10 protein-coding genes and 2 pseudogenes are annotated in these 15,264 nt (G+C 59.3%); 8 read left to right on the top strand and 4 right to left on the bottom strand.

Annotated elements, in window-relative coordinates; all coding sequences use genetic code 11:
- Positions 1-501 precede the first annotated feature (501 nt).
- Both BraRD5C2_RS17670 and BraRD5C2_RS17665 read left to right on the top strand, forming a co-directional pair.
- Positions 502-1,767, top strand: a complete 1,266-nt coding sequence (locus BraRD5C2_RS17670) for an HlyD family secretion protein (RefSeq protein ID WP_223970014.1) — start codon at positions 502-504, stop codon at positions 1,765-1,767.
- Between the two features lie 14 nt (positions 1,768-1,781).
- A complete protein-coding gene (locus tag BraRD5C2_RS17665; RefSeq protein ID WP_223970013.1) occupies positions 1,782-3,365 on the top strand; it encodes a DHA2 family efflux MFS transporter permease subunit in 1,584 nt (527 codons plus the stop codon).
- 215 nt (positions 3,366-3,580) lie between these two features.
- Here BraRD5C2_RS17665 and BraRD5C2_RS17660 read toward each other — a convergent pair.
- A pseudogene (locus tag BraRD5C2_RS17660) lies at positions 3,581-3,779 on the bottom strand (TOBE domain-containing protein).
- Positions 3,780-4,650: 871 nt separating this feature from the next.
- Here BraRD5C2_RS17660 and BraRD5C2_RS17655 point away from each other — a divergent pair.
- Both BraRD5C2_RS17655 and BraRD5C2_RS17650 read left to right on the top strand, forming a co-directional pair.
- Positions 4,651-4,947, top strand: a complete 297-nt coding sequence (locus BraRD5C2_RS17655; RefSeq protein WP_223970012.1) for a transposase — start codon at positions 4,651-4,653, stop codon at positions 4,945-4,947.
- Positions 4,948-5,460: 513 nt separating this feature from the next.
- Positions 5,461-5,793 (top strand): hypothetical protein, encoded by a 333-nt coding sequence (locus BraRD5C2_RS17650; RefSeq protein WP_223970011.1) that lies wholly within the window; start codon positions 5,461-5,463, stop codon positions 5,791-5,793.
- On the opposite strand, the gene BraRD5C2_RS39400 is transcribed toward BraRD5C2_RS17650, so the two are convergent.
- Positions 5,790-5,975 (bottom strand): SANT/Myb-like DNA-binding domain-containing protein, encoded by a 186-nt coding sequence (locus tag BraRD5C2_RS39400; protein ID WP_223970010.1) that lies wholly within the window; start codon positions 5,973-5,975, stop codon positions 5,790-5,792. The genes BraRD5C2_RS17650 and BraRD5C2_RS39400 overlap by 4 nt on opposite strands.
- Positions 5,976-5,985: 10 nt before the next feature.
- Complete coding sequence (locus BraRD5C2_RS17640) at positions 5,986-6,267, bottom strand: hypothetical protein (protein ID WP_223970009.1); 282 nt, start codon at positions 6,265-6,267, stop codon at positions 5,986-5,988.
- A 426-nt stretch (positions 6,268-6,693) separates the two neighbouring features.
- On the opposite strand from BraRD5C2_RS17640, the gene BraRD5C2_RS17635 reads away from it, so the two are divergent.
- The 3 genes and pseudogenes from BraRD5C2_RS17635 (at position 6,694) to BraRD5C2_RS17630 (ending at position 8,721) form a co-directional block, all read left to right on the top strand.
- Positions 6,694-7,317: a phosphatase PAP2 family protein gene (locus tag BraRD5C2_RS17635; RefSeq protein ID WP_223970008.1), complete on the top strand. Its 624-nt coding sequence runs from the start codon at positions 6,694-6,696 to the stop codon at positions 7,315-7,317.
- Positions 7,317-7,471, top strand: a pseudogene (locus tag BraRD5C2_RS39810) (DUF3147 family protein); the annotation flags it as partial. The gene BraRD5C2_RS17635 and the pseudogene BraRD5C2_RS39810, both read left to right, overlap by 1 nt.
- Before the next feature lie 869 nt (positions 7,472-8,340).
- Positions 8,341-8,721, top strand: coding sequence for a DUF1330 domain-containing protein (locus BraRD5C2_RS17630; protein WP_223970007.1), 381 nt, complete (start codon positions 8,341-8,343; stop codon positions 8,719-8,721).
- A 1,536-nt stretch (positions 8,722-10,257) separates the two neighbouring features.
- Here BraRD5C2_RS17630 and BraRD5C2_RS39395 read toward each other — a convergent pair.
- The gene (locus BraRD5C2_RS39395; RefSeq protein WP_263009980.1) at positions 10,258-10,392 is read right to left on the bottom strand and encodes a hypothetical protein; all 135 of its coding nucleotides are present in this window, start codon (positions 10,390-10,392) and stop codon (positions 10,258-10,260) included.
- A gap of 837 nt (positions 10,393-11,229) precedes the next feature.
- Between BraRD5C2_RS39395 and BraRD5C2_RS17620 the strand changes: the two genes are divergently transcribed.
- Positions 11,230-15,246 carry an AAA family ATPase gene (locus BraRD5C2_RS17620; RefSeq protein WP_223970006.1) on the top strand — a complete coding sequence of 1,339 codons (4,017 nt, stop codon included), beginning with the start codon at positions 11,230-11,232 and terminating at the stop codon, positions 15,244-15,246.
- Positions 15,247-15,264: the final 18 nt, after the last annotated feature.

Here is a 15,264-nt window from a genome sequence, read left to right as displayed (position 1 = left end):
TCTGCGTTGCGGGAGTATGGAGAGCGTCCGGAAAGTTGGGGAAGCGTAGACGGCCTGGCCTGGTCATCCCCGGAAGCTGTTCAGGCGAACGTGGCGCGAACCGCGACGTGTCACGGCCTGCATGTCTCGGCTGGCGTGCTCCGGCTGCTGACCACTGGCGCAGGTTCTGGCAAAGGGATTCCGGGGCCGACGTCCAGTGCCGCATCTCTTGCTTCGTGCTGTTCTGGGTGGCGGAGTTCTCGATCGTCTGTCTGCTCGGAGCGGGCAGACGAACGATCAATCGCTCGATCCGACGCGCCCGAATTTGCGCCTCGGGGGACGAAGGCGAAGGCCGCGTCCGCACCCTTGGCTACCTGGTTGGCCTCGGCCACTCCCAGCTTCCCTGTCCTTTCCGAAGAACAAGGACACCCTAGCGGGAACAAGCGGCGATCCGGTCCGTTTCCCACGCTTCGGCCATGCACAGAAGCCGGCAATCGCAATGACGGAATGGAGCGAGGCGGAATGAGTTCTGCAGATCCGACAGATGTGGGTTCGTCCAACTCAGCGACGGGGGATGCGTCGCGCAAGGGCCGTTCGTTCGAGAACAGGCCTAAAAGTATATCGGATCCTATCTTTGCAGAACACCGTGACGTTACGTCCGAGAAACCTCAAGCAGATCCGGAGGCAAATCCCGAAAGTCGAGAAGCCGACCGAGGACCAGCGGAGACTGATCAAAGCCAGGACCAGGGCCCGAAGGGCATTAAGGGGGCATACCGAAAGCACCCGATCGCGATCGTTGTCTGCCTTGGACTAATCGTCGTCGGCGTCGTTGCGGGCATCGCGTGGTATCTCCACGCCCGTCACTACGAGAGTACAGACGATGCCTTTATCGACGGTCGGCCGGTGCTGGTCAGCCCGCAAATCACCGGCAGCATCATCAGCGTCAATGTCACCGACAACCAGGTCGTGAAGAAAGGCGATCTGCTCGCGACCATCGATGCAAGAAACTATAGAGCCGCGGTCGATCAGGCTGACGCGCAAATCCGCCAAAACAAAGCAACTGAGAAAAACTTCGAAGCCCAGATTGCAGGCCAGAGAGCACAGGTCGATCAAGCCACCCAGCAGGTGACGGAAGCGGCGTCGGCACTCAAATTCGCGACCGACGAAAACACGCGCTACCAGGATCTGGTACAGAAGGGCGCTGGGACGGTTCAGCGCGCGCAACAGGCTTCATCCGACTTCAATGGCAAGCATGCCGCCCTTGACGCAGCAACCGCGGCCAAGGTGTCGGCCGAACGGCAGATCGATGTTCTGAACGCGCAAAAGGTCGCGGCAGAGGCGCAACTCGATCAGTCCAAGGCGCAAAAGGATCGTGCTGATGCCGATCTACAGCGAACCGAGCTGCGCGCAACAGTCGACGGGCGCGTAACCAAACTGACGGGGGCTGTCGGCGCCCTCGCTGTGCCGGGGCAAGCGATCATGATTGTGGTGCCGCTCGACATCTGGGTGACAGCCAATTTCAAGGAATCGCAACTGGCCGACATGCGCGTCGGGCAGCCCGTCGATATCAGGATTGATGCGTTCGGGGGCCGCAACTTCCCTGGCCAGGTCAACAGCGTTCAAGCGGGTAGCGGAACCGCTTTCAGTCTTTTGCCGGCCGAAAACGCTACGGGCAACTATGTGAAAGTGGTGCAGCGCGTGCCGGTGAAGATTACCTTCAACCAGCGTCCAGACGTTGAATTGGGACCGGGCATGTCAGTCGTTCCCACCGTCACCGTCCGTCCCTGAGCGGATCGTGGCAAATGCCTGACGCACCCGACAAGGGCGAATACGGCAACGCGAATCCCTGGATCATTGCCGTGCTGGTTGCGATCGCAACCTTCATGGAAGTACTCGATACCACCATCGCCAACGTCGCCCTGCGTTACATATCGGGCGGCCTCGCGGTCAGCAGCGACGAAGCCTCCTGGGTCATTACCACCTACCTGGTGGCCAACTCCATCGTACTGTGCGCCAGCGGCTGGATCGCCGAACGGTTCGGCCGCAAGAACTTCTTTCTGGTTTGCATTGCGCTGTTCACAGTGAGCTCTCTACTTTGCGGATTCGCGTGGAATCTGCAGTCGTTGCTGGTTTTCCGCGTGGTTCAGGGGCTGGCGGGCGGCGGCATGACGCCGGTGGCGCAATCAATTCTGGCCGCGGCCTTCCCACCTGCAAAGCGGAGCCAGGGGTTCGCGCTTTACGGCATCGCAGTGGTTGTCGCGCCGGCAGTCGGGCCGACCCTTGGCGGCTGGCTGAGCGACAATCTGTCGTGGCACTGGTGCTTTCTCATCAACGTGCCGGTCGGACTGATCTCGCTCGTGCTGATCTACGTGATTGTTCCCAGCTCGCCGAAGAAGAAAAAAGAGCGTGAGCGGAGCTGGGCCAGGGGCCTCGACTTTGACTTCGTGGGGTTTCTGCTGATCGTCACTTTCCTCGGTGGCCTGGAGTTGGTTCTTGACCGCGGCCAGATCGACGACTGGTTCGACTCGAGGTTCATCGTGACGTTTGCGGCGATATCCTCCACCGCGCTGCTGCTGTTCATCCCATGGGAGCTCAATCGGCCCCAACCACTCATTGACATCAAGATGCTGACCGGTCGCCAGTTCGGCACCTGCTTTCTCATTATGCTGGTGACGGGCGCACTCCTAATCGCGACGACGCAGATTATGCCGCAACTGTTGCAGGAAGAGTTCGGTTATACAGCCACGCTGGCTGGTCTTGCCATCTCGCCGGGTGGCGCGGTGACGATGTTGATGATGGTAGTGGTTGGTCGTCTTGGGTTCGTTCAGCCGCGATATCTGATCGCCGCTGGGGCGGCGATAGCTTGCTACGCAATGGTTGATCTGCTTCGCGTCACCGCTGATGCAGATTATTGGTACTTCGCCTGGTCACGTATCTATCTCGGAATCGGCTTGCCGCTTATCTTCATTCCGATCACGACCGCGTCCTACGACGGCATTCCGCCGTCGAAAACTGATCAGGCCTCGGCGCTAATCAATCTTGCGCGAAATTTTGGGGGATCGATGGGCGTTGCACTCAGCCAGACGGTACTGGCGCGGCGCGAGCAGTTTCATCAGAGCCGTCTGATCGAACATGTCGGCTCCTGGAATCCGATTTATAACGATGCGCTGGGCCGCATACAGGGATATTTGAATGGGCGCGCGGCCACCGGCAGCTCATCCGGAACAAGCATGGCGATCGTAAATCAGATGGTGCAAAGCCAAGCAACACTCCTTGCATATATCGATGTATTTGTTGCGCTGGGCGTGATCGCCGCAGTGATGGTGCCGCTGGCCCTGACATTGCGCACAGTCAATCGGAACGTCGGTGCGAAATCTGCCCACTAGAATGCGGCTCTCGCTGATAAGTCTTCCCGCAAGGCGCGGAAGAACGGATGCCGACCTTGCCATCAGCGGATTTGGCGGTACTCAATGATTGGCTCATCGCCTTTGCGGCAGCCGACATCGATGCCATCCCATTTGTTGCCGTCGAGCGCGAAACCCGCGATCATCAGGGTCTCGCGCGAGCCGGCTTCAGGGCTTGCCGCCGCCGATCCGCTGTATCAGTCCTCAGCTATCATGGGGTCAGAAGCCTTGATGACTGCGATGACGTCGCCTTTGACTTTGATGCCGAGTTCGTCAACGGACACATTCGTGATCCACGTTGCTGCCGCCGACATCGACCGTGACGTGAGAGGTGGTGGCACCCCTTTTTACGTCCCGGACGGTTCTCTTGATCTGATTGCGGGCACTAATGCGCATTGTGCTTCCCGGTCACTCGTCGCAACTCGATTGACGGAGTTTCGCTATTCCCGCCCGCTCGCTCAGTGGGCTCGCCTAGGGGCAGCAGCGGACCCTGGGTCCATAGCGACGCATCGGTCTCTAGCGGGGCAATCCCTTTGCAAAACATGCAGCGGAGTTCGGTTCGTGCGTCTAAAGCCAAAACCGATTTGAGGCTTTTCCACAGCGCGGGCAACCAGTCAGGTCAATTGCTTCCTCTCTTTGCCCGCGCTAACTTTTGCGAGGAAAGATTCCTCTATGACGTTTTCGATTTTTTCCGGACAAATTGCATGGGAAAATTGTCGAGAAGGCCAACATACGAGATGATTGCGGGCTTAAGCGCCGCAGAAGTGTAGTTGGGGCGGCGGCGCGCTATCGAATTCATTCGAGGCGAGACACGGGACGACAACGCCCTGGTGGTTCAGGCCATCGGGCATCTTCGTGGCCCGAGACGCTCGCGGGCTCGCAGGCTCCGATGACGTGCCCTCGATGCGAGAAGCTGATGCAGCTCATCGAGCGGGGCTTCAAGTGCGAGCCTTGCCGCGAGATCATACTTCTGTTCACTGTCACACGCGATTTTGTTATCTCATCGCCGCTAGCTGCAACGGGGCAACAACTTGCATGCCTGGAGCCAGCGCGTTGAGTTCGATACTGGAGATCCAGCCCGTGCCCGTCGCCGTACTTTGGATTCTTGGTGTCGTGGCCCATCAACTCGTCCTTGAGCTCGCTTGGGGCCTCGACGCTTCGCAGGCGATCCTTGACAAGCGGCGCTGGCGCTCGGCTGCAACCTGGTCTGCCCTACAAGTCTGCTTTCTTCCTCCTAGATCAACTGCGGGAGGCAAGGGCGGAGGAATTGAAGGGCCGCGTCATCGGTGGCCAAGGCAAAGCGGCTGAGGTGGATGGCCGTTATTTTGGCGGTCACGTAAAGCCAACAAGCCAGAAAGAATATCGCCGCGAGCGTCGATATGCCCGCAATCAAAATGGGAAATGGAAGGTCGTCGTCGTCATCAATGAGCGCCGCGGCAATTCGGTGCCAGCAGTGTTTGGCTCTGAAGGCCAAGCCCCCGCTTTCATCCGTGCCCGCATTGCGAAGGGGACTGTCGTTCATGCCGACGAAGTCGCTTCTTGGGATGAATCACAAATGTTTTGAAACGAAACGAATCAACCGCCAAGAAGTTTACTCCTTTGATGGAGCCGCACCAATCAGGCCGAGCGGTATTTCAACCGCCCGCGTCCCTCTGAGATCGGCAAGATGGTAGGGCCCTCGATCATCTCAAACGAATCTCACTGCGCAATAACTGAGAGAACTACCTTTGGCTGTGATAACGAGCACGTATGAACAGTAGCATGCTCGACATCACAGGGCCTGACAGTCCAGTGCCAAGGTAGTGCGGTCCCTTGCATGGACCTGCCGAAATATGGGCGAAGGTCTGGCGAGGGGGCTTCGAGTGTACGAGATAGCTCTGGCCGTGTTGATCCGGTCCGCAAAAGGGGTTCTCTGGGTGGAGGCGCTGTTCGTCAGACCTGCGACCGTCCCCGGGGCTCCCGACGGACGCTGATCCAGTCCGCCGACTGCAAGCTAATTCAAGCGAGAGGCTGCAAACTTACCAATCTTCCTCGCGCCGTCCCAAAGTTCGACTGGCTGAGCATTAGTAGTCAAGTTTTGAGCCTGCTCACGCGCATCATCGTCATTGCTGCAGAACAGATCGACCCGCCACAATATGCGGTTGTCGGGACTGAGGATGTACGCTGTGTAACCGTGCATCGCGTGACCCTGAACGACCTGCCCTTGAACCAAAAACGTCGTCCACGCGGTATTGGTTCCAACGCTCCGGAAGAGGCGTTACGCCCCGAAACCAAGAAAACCCCGCCAGTTTCGGGCGCCCTCCGAGGACTTGGCTGGGTGCTCGATCTCGGCAAGTTGCTTCGGCTCTACCCCAATAACCTTGCTCCGACACCCTTCTTCAAGGACTTGGGAGATGACCCTGAAGGCTAGAGCTCCGGGATCGGACGTGCCGCGGTTAGCTTGCGGAGTCTGCCTTCACATGATGCTTCGGTGCGCCCGAGCTGCTGCGCGATCTCACGCATGTCTTTGCCTTGCGCGCGGAGTTCGAGGAGTTTGCGTTCCTCTTCGGCACTCCAGCGCACAATTCTCCAGCCGCCTTCAACGTGACGCATAGGCGCACGCTTATTTTGCTTCGCCTGTAGTCGGCGTGTTTTCTGGATTCTGCGCCCCGCCAGACTTCGGGATCACGGTGTCCTTCATGTTGGTGGGAGGCATGTTGGGCAGTACCTCGACCTTGTTCTCCGGCTTGAGCGCGGCGCAGTCCATGCCGTAGATGAGCTCACCCTTGGCAGACTGGCCGATAGGCTTGCAGGCTTGCAGGGCAGAGGCGTCGACCCCCTTGTCATCGGCCAGCGCTGGTGACACGAGCAGCGCAAGCGATAGCGCGAACGAAATGCGTAACATGGGCTCCTCCGGCAATTATTAATTGTACCGTGGCGTAACCAGTACCGAAGCGACTAGTTCCATGATCCCCTAACGGTGCCGCGAAGAAGCGCTCGCAATTGAAGAAACCCGCTTACCAGGCACAATAAAATGGTGGCTAGTTCAGGCCTATCCAAAAATCGGCGCGAAGAGTTTACGGGCGTTCGTCGCGAGAAATAACAGCCTGACGTCGCGGGCAACAACGCCTTCGTCGACAACATCCCCCGCCGCACATTACGACTGTGCAAAGCATCGATGCGTGTCTCAGTTAAGCGACTAGTAAAACCCAAATTGATTGAAACTGCCATTGGTTCCCTCTCACCGCTCTCCTGACGCTCCCGGCACGGGCATTAGGACCCAGGTCGAAGCTGGCGCGTTGGGCTAGATGGAGATCCGGCTTTGAGAACCATGCCTACGACCGCGCGCATTAGAGCAAGCCGCATTCGAGGCGCACCAATTTTCCCGATAACCGTTCGTCCGACAGCGGCGGATGCCGCAATCGCGCGCGTGATCAGCCGCAACACCGCGCCCGCTCCCGAAGCAATCGCGCGCGGGCTGACCTGGGGCGCTGACGAAAAGGTTCTACTTGTTCTCGCCGCCGCCGGCTGGATCGCCTCGCGCGGTCACGATACCTCGCTGCAGCGCGCCGGCAATCACGCGCTGTTGGTGACGATCGCGGCGTCGCTCCTGCCGCACGGTCTTAAATTGCTGTTCAACCAGACCCGCCCAGACCGCCTGACTGTGGTCGGCCACGCCCACGGTATCTCCGTTTCGGGCAACCGTGAGGACGCATTTCCATCCGGCCACGCGCTGCACATGGGCGCGCTGGCTTCAGCGGCAGGAACACTGCCCGCCGGCGCGCGCCGCGCAACACAGGCAGTAGCGGTCGCTCTTTCCGTGACGCGGGTTTTGGTTCTCGCACACTGGTCGAGCGACGTGGTCGCAGGATTCGCGCTCGGAGCAGTTCTTGAGCGACTGCTGCGATTCTGGACCGGCTATCCGACGGTTGGCGAGCGGTGGAGCAAGACGTGATAACCGAATACGTCCTCCGCTTTCCACAGGGCGGAGCCGTGGCATTGACCTCCGCGACGCTGGGAGACTTCTGCGCCCGACGAGCTTCGCCGGTCTGCTCGGAGCGACGCCGTCCGTTGCGCTGGCGACGCTCGGCATCACCGTGTGCCAGCATCTGCTTGACTACCGGTGGCTCTCGCCTCGCAGAACCGATGCGCATGAAGTGCGATGATCTGACTGAAGTCATGATCCAGTCTGGCCACTGGATGATGCAGGAATGCCCGGTTGCAGTGAACAGTGCACTTGCGAAATGGCTGGGAGGGAAGTTGCCGAACGTCTGGATATCGTGACGGACGATCGATCTGACGCCCAACGATCGCGTTTGCTAACGCCACATGAGGTGCTCATATCTCGGATCAGGTGCTCTCAAATGAAACAAGAAAGCTTCTGGACGACTACATCCGCCATTGGCATGCGGGTGATTGGATCGCGATAGCGGCGCTCTATCATATACCCCGTATCACCATGTGAGCGGCCGGGTCGCTGCGTTGCTTCCAATCAGACAAAGAGATTGAAGAAGAAGTGTTTCAAGGCGTGGACGCACGCTACGACAGGGAAGGCAATCTCGGGCCGGGTCGCGATCACAGCCTGACGACCCAACTCATCGGCGCACAAAGTTTGCTCGCTAACGTTAGCGCGGCAAATGGTTCAGAAGGACAGGAGCGTCCTTCGCGAGAGCCGGCAATCAATCTCGTGCGCACTAACGGAAGATAGCAGATACTAGTTGCGACAATCCATGTCGAATAATCGGATCGAGCACCTTGCGCCTATTCGAACTTGCCGTTGTCAATCGGACGGCAGCGCAGCATGAGTCTGCTTTTGACCCTTAGCGGCCGTTACGTCCGCGTGACTACCACGCAGCTACCATGTTGCGCTTCCATGGACACTGGGTGCCAAGCCTAACCCTACATTGCCAACTACACGGTCTCGAATAGCAGTACTATTGGCCGCCGGATTATCGGCACGGCAACCCGGGAGTCAGTCATGAAAGCTTACGCAATGGCATTGCTCGCAGGTGTCACCATCGGGGCCATCGCAGTCCAGGGCCTCCACGCTCAAGGAACCAAATTGAAAGCGTACACGGTCAGCGAAGTTGAAGTCCTCGACCCCGCAGCCCAAGCCGCATACCTGCCGGCCGCCCGGAAGGCGATTGAGGCGGCCCATGGTCGAGCCTTACGCACCGCAGCGGGACGGGTGGTTCAAATTGAGGGCGCGTCGCCTCCCAAGAGTGCGGCCATCGTCGAATGGGACAGCATGGATGACGCCGTAGCATTCTACAAGTCGAAGGCCTGGTCGGATCTTGCACCCCAGCGAGACAAGGCAACCAAGGTCATACGACGTTACGTCGTCGAAACCGAAAAGTAGCCTGTTGCGCGAATATCGTTGCCGATTTCCACCGCGCAACGTGCGCCCCCCGGCAGGCGGGATTGAGGGCTAACGCTGAAGGCGGCGGGCTACGCTAGCGGCCCGCCGTTAGCCGCCTCCTTGATTGCTTTTGCGGTGTGCTGGGTCTCCTCCTGGCCCATCGCTTCCGGTGACGTGCTGCAGCTAGTTATCTCCTGATGGGAACGGACCGGAAGTCCGTCGCTGATCGCCGCGATTGACCCGACACGGGCATTGGGGCGCCGTGGTTTGCTTTCCCAAGCCGTTCATCAGTATTAAATTTCACCGAAACCGTTCCGCCAACGGCGATCGAAGGAAACTATTGCTGGATTGTCGGTTGAAGTTCCGGGAACAACGGAGGCTTCGGAAATGAAGAAAGCAGCATTGGCGTTCGTGACCGCTGCCACCATCGGTGTCTCTGCCTTGGTGGCCCCATCGCCGGCCCAAGCGTGGCGCGGTGGCGGCTGGGGCGCTGGACTTGCGGCCGGACTAATCGGAGCGGCGGTGGTTGGTGGCATAGCCTCCAGTGCCTTCGCCTATGGCCCAGGTTACGGCTACTACGGCGGACCGGGTTATGGCTATTACGGGGGTTACGCCCCAGCGTATTACGGCGGCTATGCACCGGCATACTACAACTATGGCTACGCCCCCGCATACTACGGCGGATACCGGTCGTACTACGCTCGTCCAGTGTACCGGCGCGTTATTCGCCCTGCATACGCTTACGGCCCCAGGTACTATCGCGGGTATGGCTATCGCTGGTGATCGCCAGCGGCGACCGAAGTCTGGCCAACGAACGTCGCGGGCGGACGGGCCCAGTGTCGTGCCGCGGTTGCTTGAGTGTTTGCGCGGCCGGCCAGTCGCCACTACCGGGAGAACTATCTTTGCTGTCGGGGTCAGAGCCTGTCTTTCGTGTGCGGGATTCGAAGATATCCGGCGGCTGCCCTGGCGGACGTGCATCGGAATTTTGTTGTTCGGCAGGTTGGTCTTGAGCCTTCGGCCGTTGCCCGCGGCGCGACTATATTGTGGTGCGTCTCGCACCCGAGGCACTTCACCTCAGGTTGGCGTTAGCACGGCGACGGCTTCTGCCGTTTTTTGGCAACGGTCCACAAGACGAAGGTCGTAGCTTCGCCTCATTCTGAGATTGGCATAGTAGCAAGTCAGCGCGGGGCAGGCGCGCGGGCGACTGCGCCCGGAGTGAAGCGCTTGCACCGCCAGCCGCGATCGCGCTCCTCCGGGCTGCGCGTCGCGTTGCAACCGCCGCTTTTCGCTACCGTTCTCCGTTGAATAGCGCAACGCGCGGCGTAGCGTAGGGGAGCGCCAGGCTGGCCCGCCGCCCAGCGAGGCGTTGCCCCGGCTCGGCCGCCCCCGGCCCCCAGCCAGCCGGGCTGGGGCAGCCGGCGTTTTGACCCACTTCTTGCGTAGAAAGCTGCCTCCACGCGCGAGCTCGAGGTCACAGAACTGTGTCGGCTCCGCAACGTCACGACAGTTCCTTTTGTGGATAGACTTGTTTGGACTTCACGGGGTTGCCAATTCATCGTTTAAGAATGCCGGACCTGCGGCGGCGATTTTATTTCCAAGACGTTCATTTGAGATCGGGTCTAAGAGGCCGCTGTCGGCGGCCAGCGGCCTCTTCATTTCTTTCTTTTTCATTGCAGGAGGAATACTCCAATGCCAATCCAGGCGTGGGCGCTAGCCACTTCGATCGGCTGGACAGCTGTTGTGGGCACGATGCTGATCTATAGGATTTTCGGACCGAGCTAATGTAGTCAGCGCGGAGATTCAGTGCGCAACGCCGCCCGCTTAAAATACACACGGGCAGCGTTGGCTCTGACCCCAGGATGTAAAGTGCAAAATCCTGAGGGATAGAATACTGCGCAGGCGCGCAATTTCTTACCCCTGAGGGGGGCTCGCTGATCGTTGTTTCTAGGAACGAATGGATACGGCAAGAGTGCTCACCACCCGGCCCACCCAATGGCTACCGGATCTCTGGGGAAGGCTCTGGCGGCATTGCTGGCTTTGCCAAGGACGGGGCCACAGTGAGACTTGCATCGGATGGCCCAGATGCGACCATCCTCACCTATGAGGTCGATGCGCAGATTGGGGGACGCTCGCCCAGCTCGGTGGGAGTCTGCGGTGACCGCATCGTGCCGGACGACCCGAACACGAGATCGCTATCATCCCCAAGGGCACTCGTTCGCAGACTGACAAGGAAATTGCACAAAGCTTATCAGTTGGTGCTGGACGTAGACGACTTGTCTGCTCCGCCTCAATTAGCAGGACTGCAGCTGCAGTTGGCGAAGGGTCAGCTACTGGGGCGCAAGCTATGCCGTTCCGTGGGGTTTTCCCGTTCCACCACGGTTGAAGCCATGGACGAAAGTCTATTTAATGGACCCCGATACGTTTGAGAGTGGAAACGTCGTGGAGGGGGAGGCCATTTGAGCCTTTCCATCGGCACGATATTGCTATTGATCACCTGAGGTCATGTCTATGGACCGACTCAGCGTGGACGTCAGCGCATACGTTCCGGGATGGGTTAGGACCGCGCTCGCCGAGAGTCGCCGCCACGGCCCAGACGATCCGGTTCTCGAGTCCGGATTCGCCACTATCCTTTTGTTGGACATAGCCGGCTTTGTCGAGACAACGAACCAATTGGCGCGTCGGGGACCCAGCGGTGCCGAGGACGTTTCCGATCTGCTAAGCTCGAGCTTCGGACCGCTTACCGAAATCATCGCGGAGCACGGAGGAGATATCATCGCATTCGTCGGCGATGGCATTCTCGCCATGTGGGATGACGCTGCAGCCCTCGGTCAGGCGTCTCTTCTTGCCGCACGCTGCGGCCTTGCGCTGAAAGCCGAAATGAACAGGCAAGTGCAGGCGGGGCAACATCAGCTGCGGCCGCGCATTTCAATCGACATCGGTCAGGTAGACTGCTGCAAACTCGGTGGCCTCCACGATCAATGGTATTTCGTGATCGTTGGATCCTTATTCGGGCGCCTTGGAGACGCCTATCGCAACGCGCAAATCGGCGATGTCGTGTTGTCCCGCGAGTTGCATAGCTCGATACAGGATCATTGTGAGGGAGCTCTCTCGCGAGAACTTTTTACGCTCATCGGAATGTCGGGCGACAGCACGACGCCGACACGCCGGCTTCGCATCGATACAAGTTCCCTGCAGCTCGAAGCGCTCGTACCAGACATCGTCGTTGATCATCTTCGATTTGGTGAACAACGATGGTTGGCGGAATTCAGGAACATTACCGTTGTCTACGTCAGCTTGTTCGAACTCTCGTTTGACCAGCCCTTCGCGGAAAAGCTTCAGGCTGCGGTCAAGCAGGTTCAACGCACCGCTCACAGATTTCACTGCGAGATCCACAAGATCATCATGGACGACAAAGGCTTCAGCATATCGCTTGCCTTTGGTCTTCCACGACAGGCCCACGAGGACGACCCGCAGCGGGGTATCGAGGCGGCCCTTGAAATATTCAAGGAGCTCGAATCCACGGGAGTGCGGATTTCGATCGGCATAGCATCGGGAAAACTGTTCTGCGGCGATTATGGCGGCCGCGAGCGCCGTGAATACTGCCTTATGGGACCCGCGATCAACATGGCGTCGCGGCTGATGGAATTGGCCGCTGGGAGGGTTCTCTGTGATGCCACGACGGCGGAGGCAGTTCGGGAAACTGTCAGCTTTTCGGTATTGCCTCCGCAACACATCAAGGGCAGTGACGTCCTGGTCACAGCGTATCGCCCGATAGCGGTCTCACGAGCCCATCGCGACCATCACGACGGCGTGATCGTCGGTCGAACGAGTGAACGCCGTAAGTTGCACGATGCGCTTGACAGTCGTGCGGGGGGCGCGATCGTCGTTCGAGGTGAGCCCGGCATTGGGAAGTCCGTCCTGCTGGATGACCTGGCAATGTTTGCCCGGTCACACGACGCCCGGATCCTGCGAGGCTTTGCAACGTCGATCGAAAGGTTCACGCCATACTTTGCCTGGCGGAACGTCATCTACGACCTGCTCGGCGGCGACTCGCCAGAACACATCGGTCGCGTTGCGCATGAAAAGTTGAGCCATGATCGGACGCTTCTGTCATGGCTGCCGCTGCTACGTGACATCGTCAACATCAATCGCTCCGAAACCGTCCTCACGCGACAGATCGTCGGCTCGGCTCGCGCCGCATGCATCGAAGCTCTCGTCGTTGCGCTGCTCTCGGATGGTGAACGCAGCCCACGCGCTTTGATCTTCGAGGATCTTCATTGGTTTGACAGCGCATCAATGCACCTCTTGACGGCCGTCGCACGGCAGGTGCCCGACCTTCTCCTGGTCGCAAGTTGCCGCCCTCTAATGATTGCACCGGCGCGCCAGGAGGGAATTGAGTTCGCCACCGAGATCAATCTCGCCGCAATGAGCAAGCAGACGATTGAACAGCTGGTTTGTAGGCGCCTCCGCGCGAACAAACTTCCCGAAGCCCTTGTGGACTTCGTCTATCAACAGGGTGAAGGTAACCCGTTTCATTGTGAAGAACTGGCACTAGCGCTTCGCGATACGGGCTCGGTCAATGTCAATCGAGGCGTTTGCGAAGTGTTGGCCGATCTTCATGATCCGGCAAAGCGGACCCTTCCTGCGAATCTTGAGGGTGCGATCGTCAGTCGCATCGATGAACTTCGTGTCGAAGCACAGCTTCTGCTAAAAGTTGCCAGCGTGATCGACGGCGACTTCACTACCGAAATTGCCCAAGCGATCTATCCCGCGCAGATCGCGTTGATGGACGTTGGCGGGATGCTCGATGAGCTGACCGCGCAGGACTTTCTCGTCATTGAGGACAGAGGAGGAGTTTCCGCGCATTATTCGTTTCGCCATGCCATCAGCCAGGAAGTTACCTACAGGCTACTGTCGTTCGCTCAGAGGGTCGCGCTTCACAAGACGATCGCGGACGTCATCGAGCGCGAGAACGCCGAATGGCTCGAGCCCTACTACTCGCGACTTGCACAGCATTGGGAGCGAGCAAACGAAAGCGATCGAGCGATACGGTATCTCGAGCTTTCTGCGAAGCAGGCGTTGAGGAGCTACGCTAATCGCGACGCCATACGCTATGTGCAAAGGGCTTTCGGCCTGATCGAATCGGCTTCGGTCGTCAGCAGTAACGTGCTCCGCTCCGAATGGGAGTGGATCCTTGGTGACGCGAACAACGAACTGGCCGACTACGATGAAGCTTTCCTCCACTTCGCCAGGGCGATGGCGCTTCTGAAGCAGACGTCCCCGCGGGGGAGTGTTGGCCGGCTGGCCCGCGTCTTGGTAAACGTGCTGCGGCAAGTTCGATTGCGACTATGGTCGCCATCATCCGAACATTACTCGACGATCGACAAGAGAAACTTTGAGCGGACCGCGCATATTCGGGAACGGCTGGCAGAGCGGCACTTCTTCCTCAACGAGTCGCTGGCGGTGCTCGATGAAACCTTGTCGGCACTCAACCTTGCGGAGCGCTGCGGCGCCGCCGACGAAGCGATCAGCGGCTACAGTGCCTTGGGATTGGGCCTGGGAATGTCGGGATTGCGCGGGGTTGGCCGCTACTATCGCTCGCGCGCCTTGCGGGTTGCGGGTGAGGCGGGAAGTCTGCCGGCAGTGGCTCGCGCGCATCTTCTTGCAGCGGTGTTCGGCTATGGCACGGGCGAGTGGGATTTGACGGAGCGTTGTGCACAGCACGCGCTCGAACTTTACCGCCAACTCGGCGATCGCTCTCGCTGGCACGCCCCGGTGACAATTCTGGCTTTCTCGGCGATTTTGCGCGGCGATCTAGTAGTTGCTGAAGCGTTATTGTCGGATCTGGAGACGATGGTGTCGTCGGAGTCCACGCATCAGGCAGGGGCATGGCTTGCGGCGGCAACCGTGCTTTCCAATTTGATGCGCAACAGGACAGATCCGGATCAATTGCGGCGTCTGGATGAGCTCACCGAAAAGCGCTTGATCCGCGCGGATCGATTGCTTTGCCTTGGTATCCTGGCTTCTGCGCTTCAACATCGCGGCGAGGCCGAAGCGGCTTTAAAGGTCGCCGAACGCGCCCTTGCAGTTCTCCAGGAGGTCGATGTCGTTTGGGGCAGTTATGTTTATGGGGTCGTAGGGGTAGCCGAGGTCTTCCTGGCAAAGTGGGCCGAAGAGGGCGCCGGTTCGAACGCGATGCCGCGCGCGCTGCTTGCGTGCAAGCACGCGGCTCGGGTTACTCGAATGTCACCCGTGTGCCGGCCGCAGGCGCTGCTCCTGCGAGGCCGGGCCGCGCTACTATCTGGCCGGCAGGCAAAGGCCCGGCGTCTCTGGGGAGCGGCTGCGCGGGCGGCGGCCAGATTGCACATGCCTCGCGAGCTTGGCCTCGCGCTCTACCAGATTGCCCAGACGAGACCTCTCGGTGATCCGGAGAGATCATCGAACCTCATTCGAGCGCAAGACATATTGATGAGCGTAGGAGCCGAACCGGATCTCGTAGCCATCCGCAAGGCGTTGTCGATCTAGAAGATCGAGCCGAGGAGT

Source organism: Bradyrhizobium sp. RD5-C2, assembly GCF_019972155.1.
GTDB lineage: Bacteria > Pseudomonadota > Alphaproteobacteria > Rhizobiales > Xanthobacteraceae > Bradyrhizobium.
The sequence above is the reverse complement of the archived record's forward strand: the minus strand, read 5'-3'. Positions and strand labels throughout refer to the sequence as shown.

Excerpts from the sequence above, each read along its gene's own strand:
- BraRD5C2_RS17670 (WP_223970014.1), top strand. The coding sequence starts at position 502 with ATGAGTTCTGCAGATCCGACAGATGTGGGTTCGTCCAACTCAGCGACG.
- BraRD5C2_RS17665 (WP_223970013.1), top strand. The coding sequence starts at position 1,782 with ATGCCTGACGCACCCGACAAGGGCGAATACGGCAACGCGAATCCCTGG.
- BraRD5C2_RS39400 (WP_223970010.1), bottom strand. The coding sequence starts at position 5,975 with ATGCGTCACGTTGAAGGCGGCTGGAGAATTGTGCGCTGGAGTGCCGAA.
- BraRD5C2_RS17640 (WP_223970009.1), bottom strand. The coding sequence starts at position 6,267 with ATGTTACGCATTTCGTTCGCGCTATCGCTTGCGCTGCTCGTGTCACCA.
- BraRD5C2_RS17635 (WP_223970008.1), top strand. The coding sequence starts at position 6,694 with ATGCCTACGACCGCGCGCATTAGAGCAAGCCGCATTCGAGGCGCACCA.
- BraRD5C2_RS17630 (WP_223970007.1), top strand. The coding sequence starts at position 8,341 with ATGAAAGCTTACGCAATGGCATTGCTCGCAGGTGTCACCATCGGGGCC.
- BraRD5C2_RS39395 (WP_263009980.1), bottom strand. The coding sequence starts at position 10,392 with ATGAAAAAGAAAGAAATGAAGAGGCCGCTGGCCGCCGACAGCGGCCTC.
- BraRD5C2_RS17620 (WP_223970006.1), top strand. The coding sequence starts at position 11,230 with ATGGACCGACTCAGCGTGGACGTCAGCGCATACGTTCCGGGATGGGTT.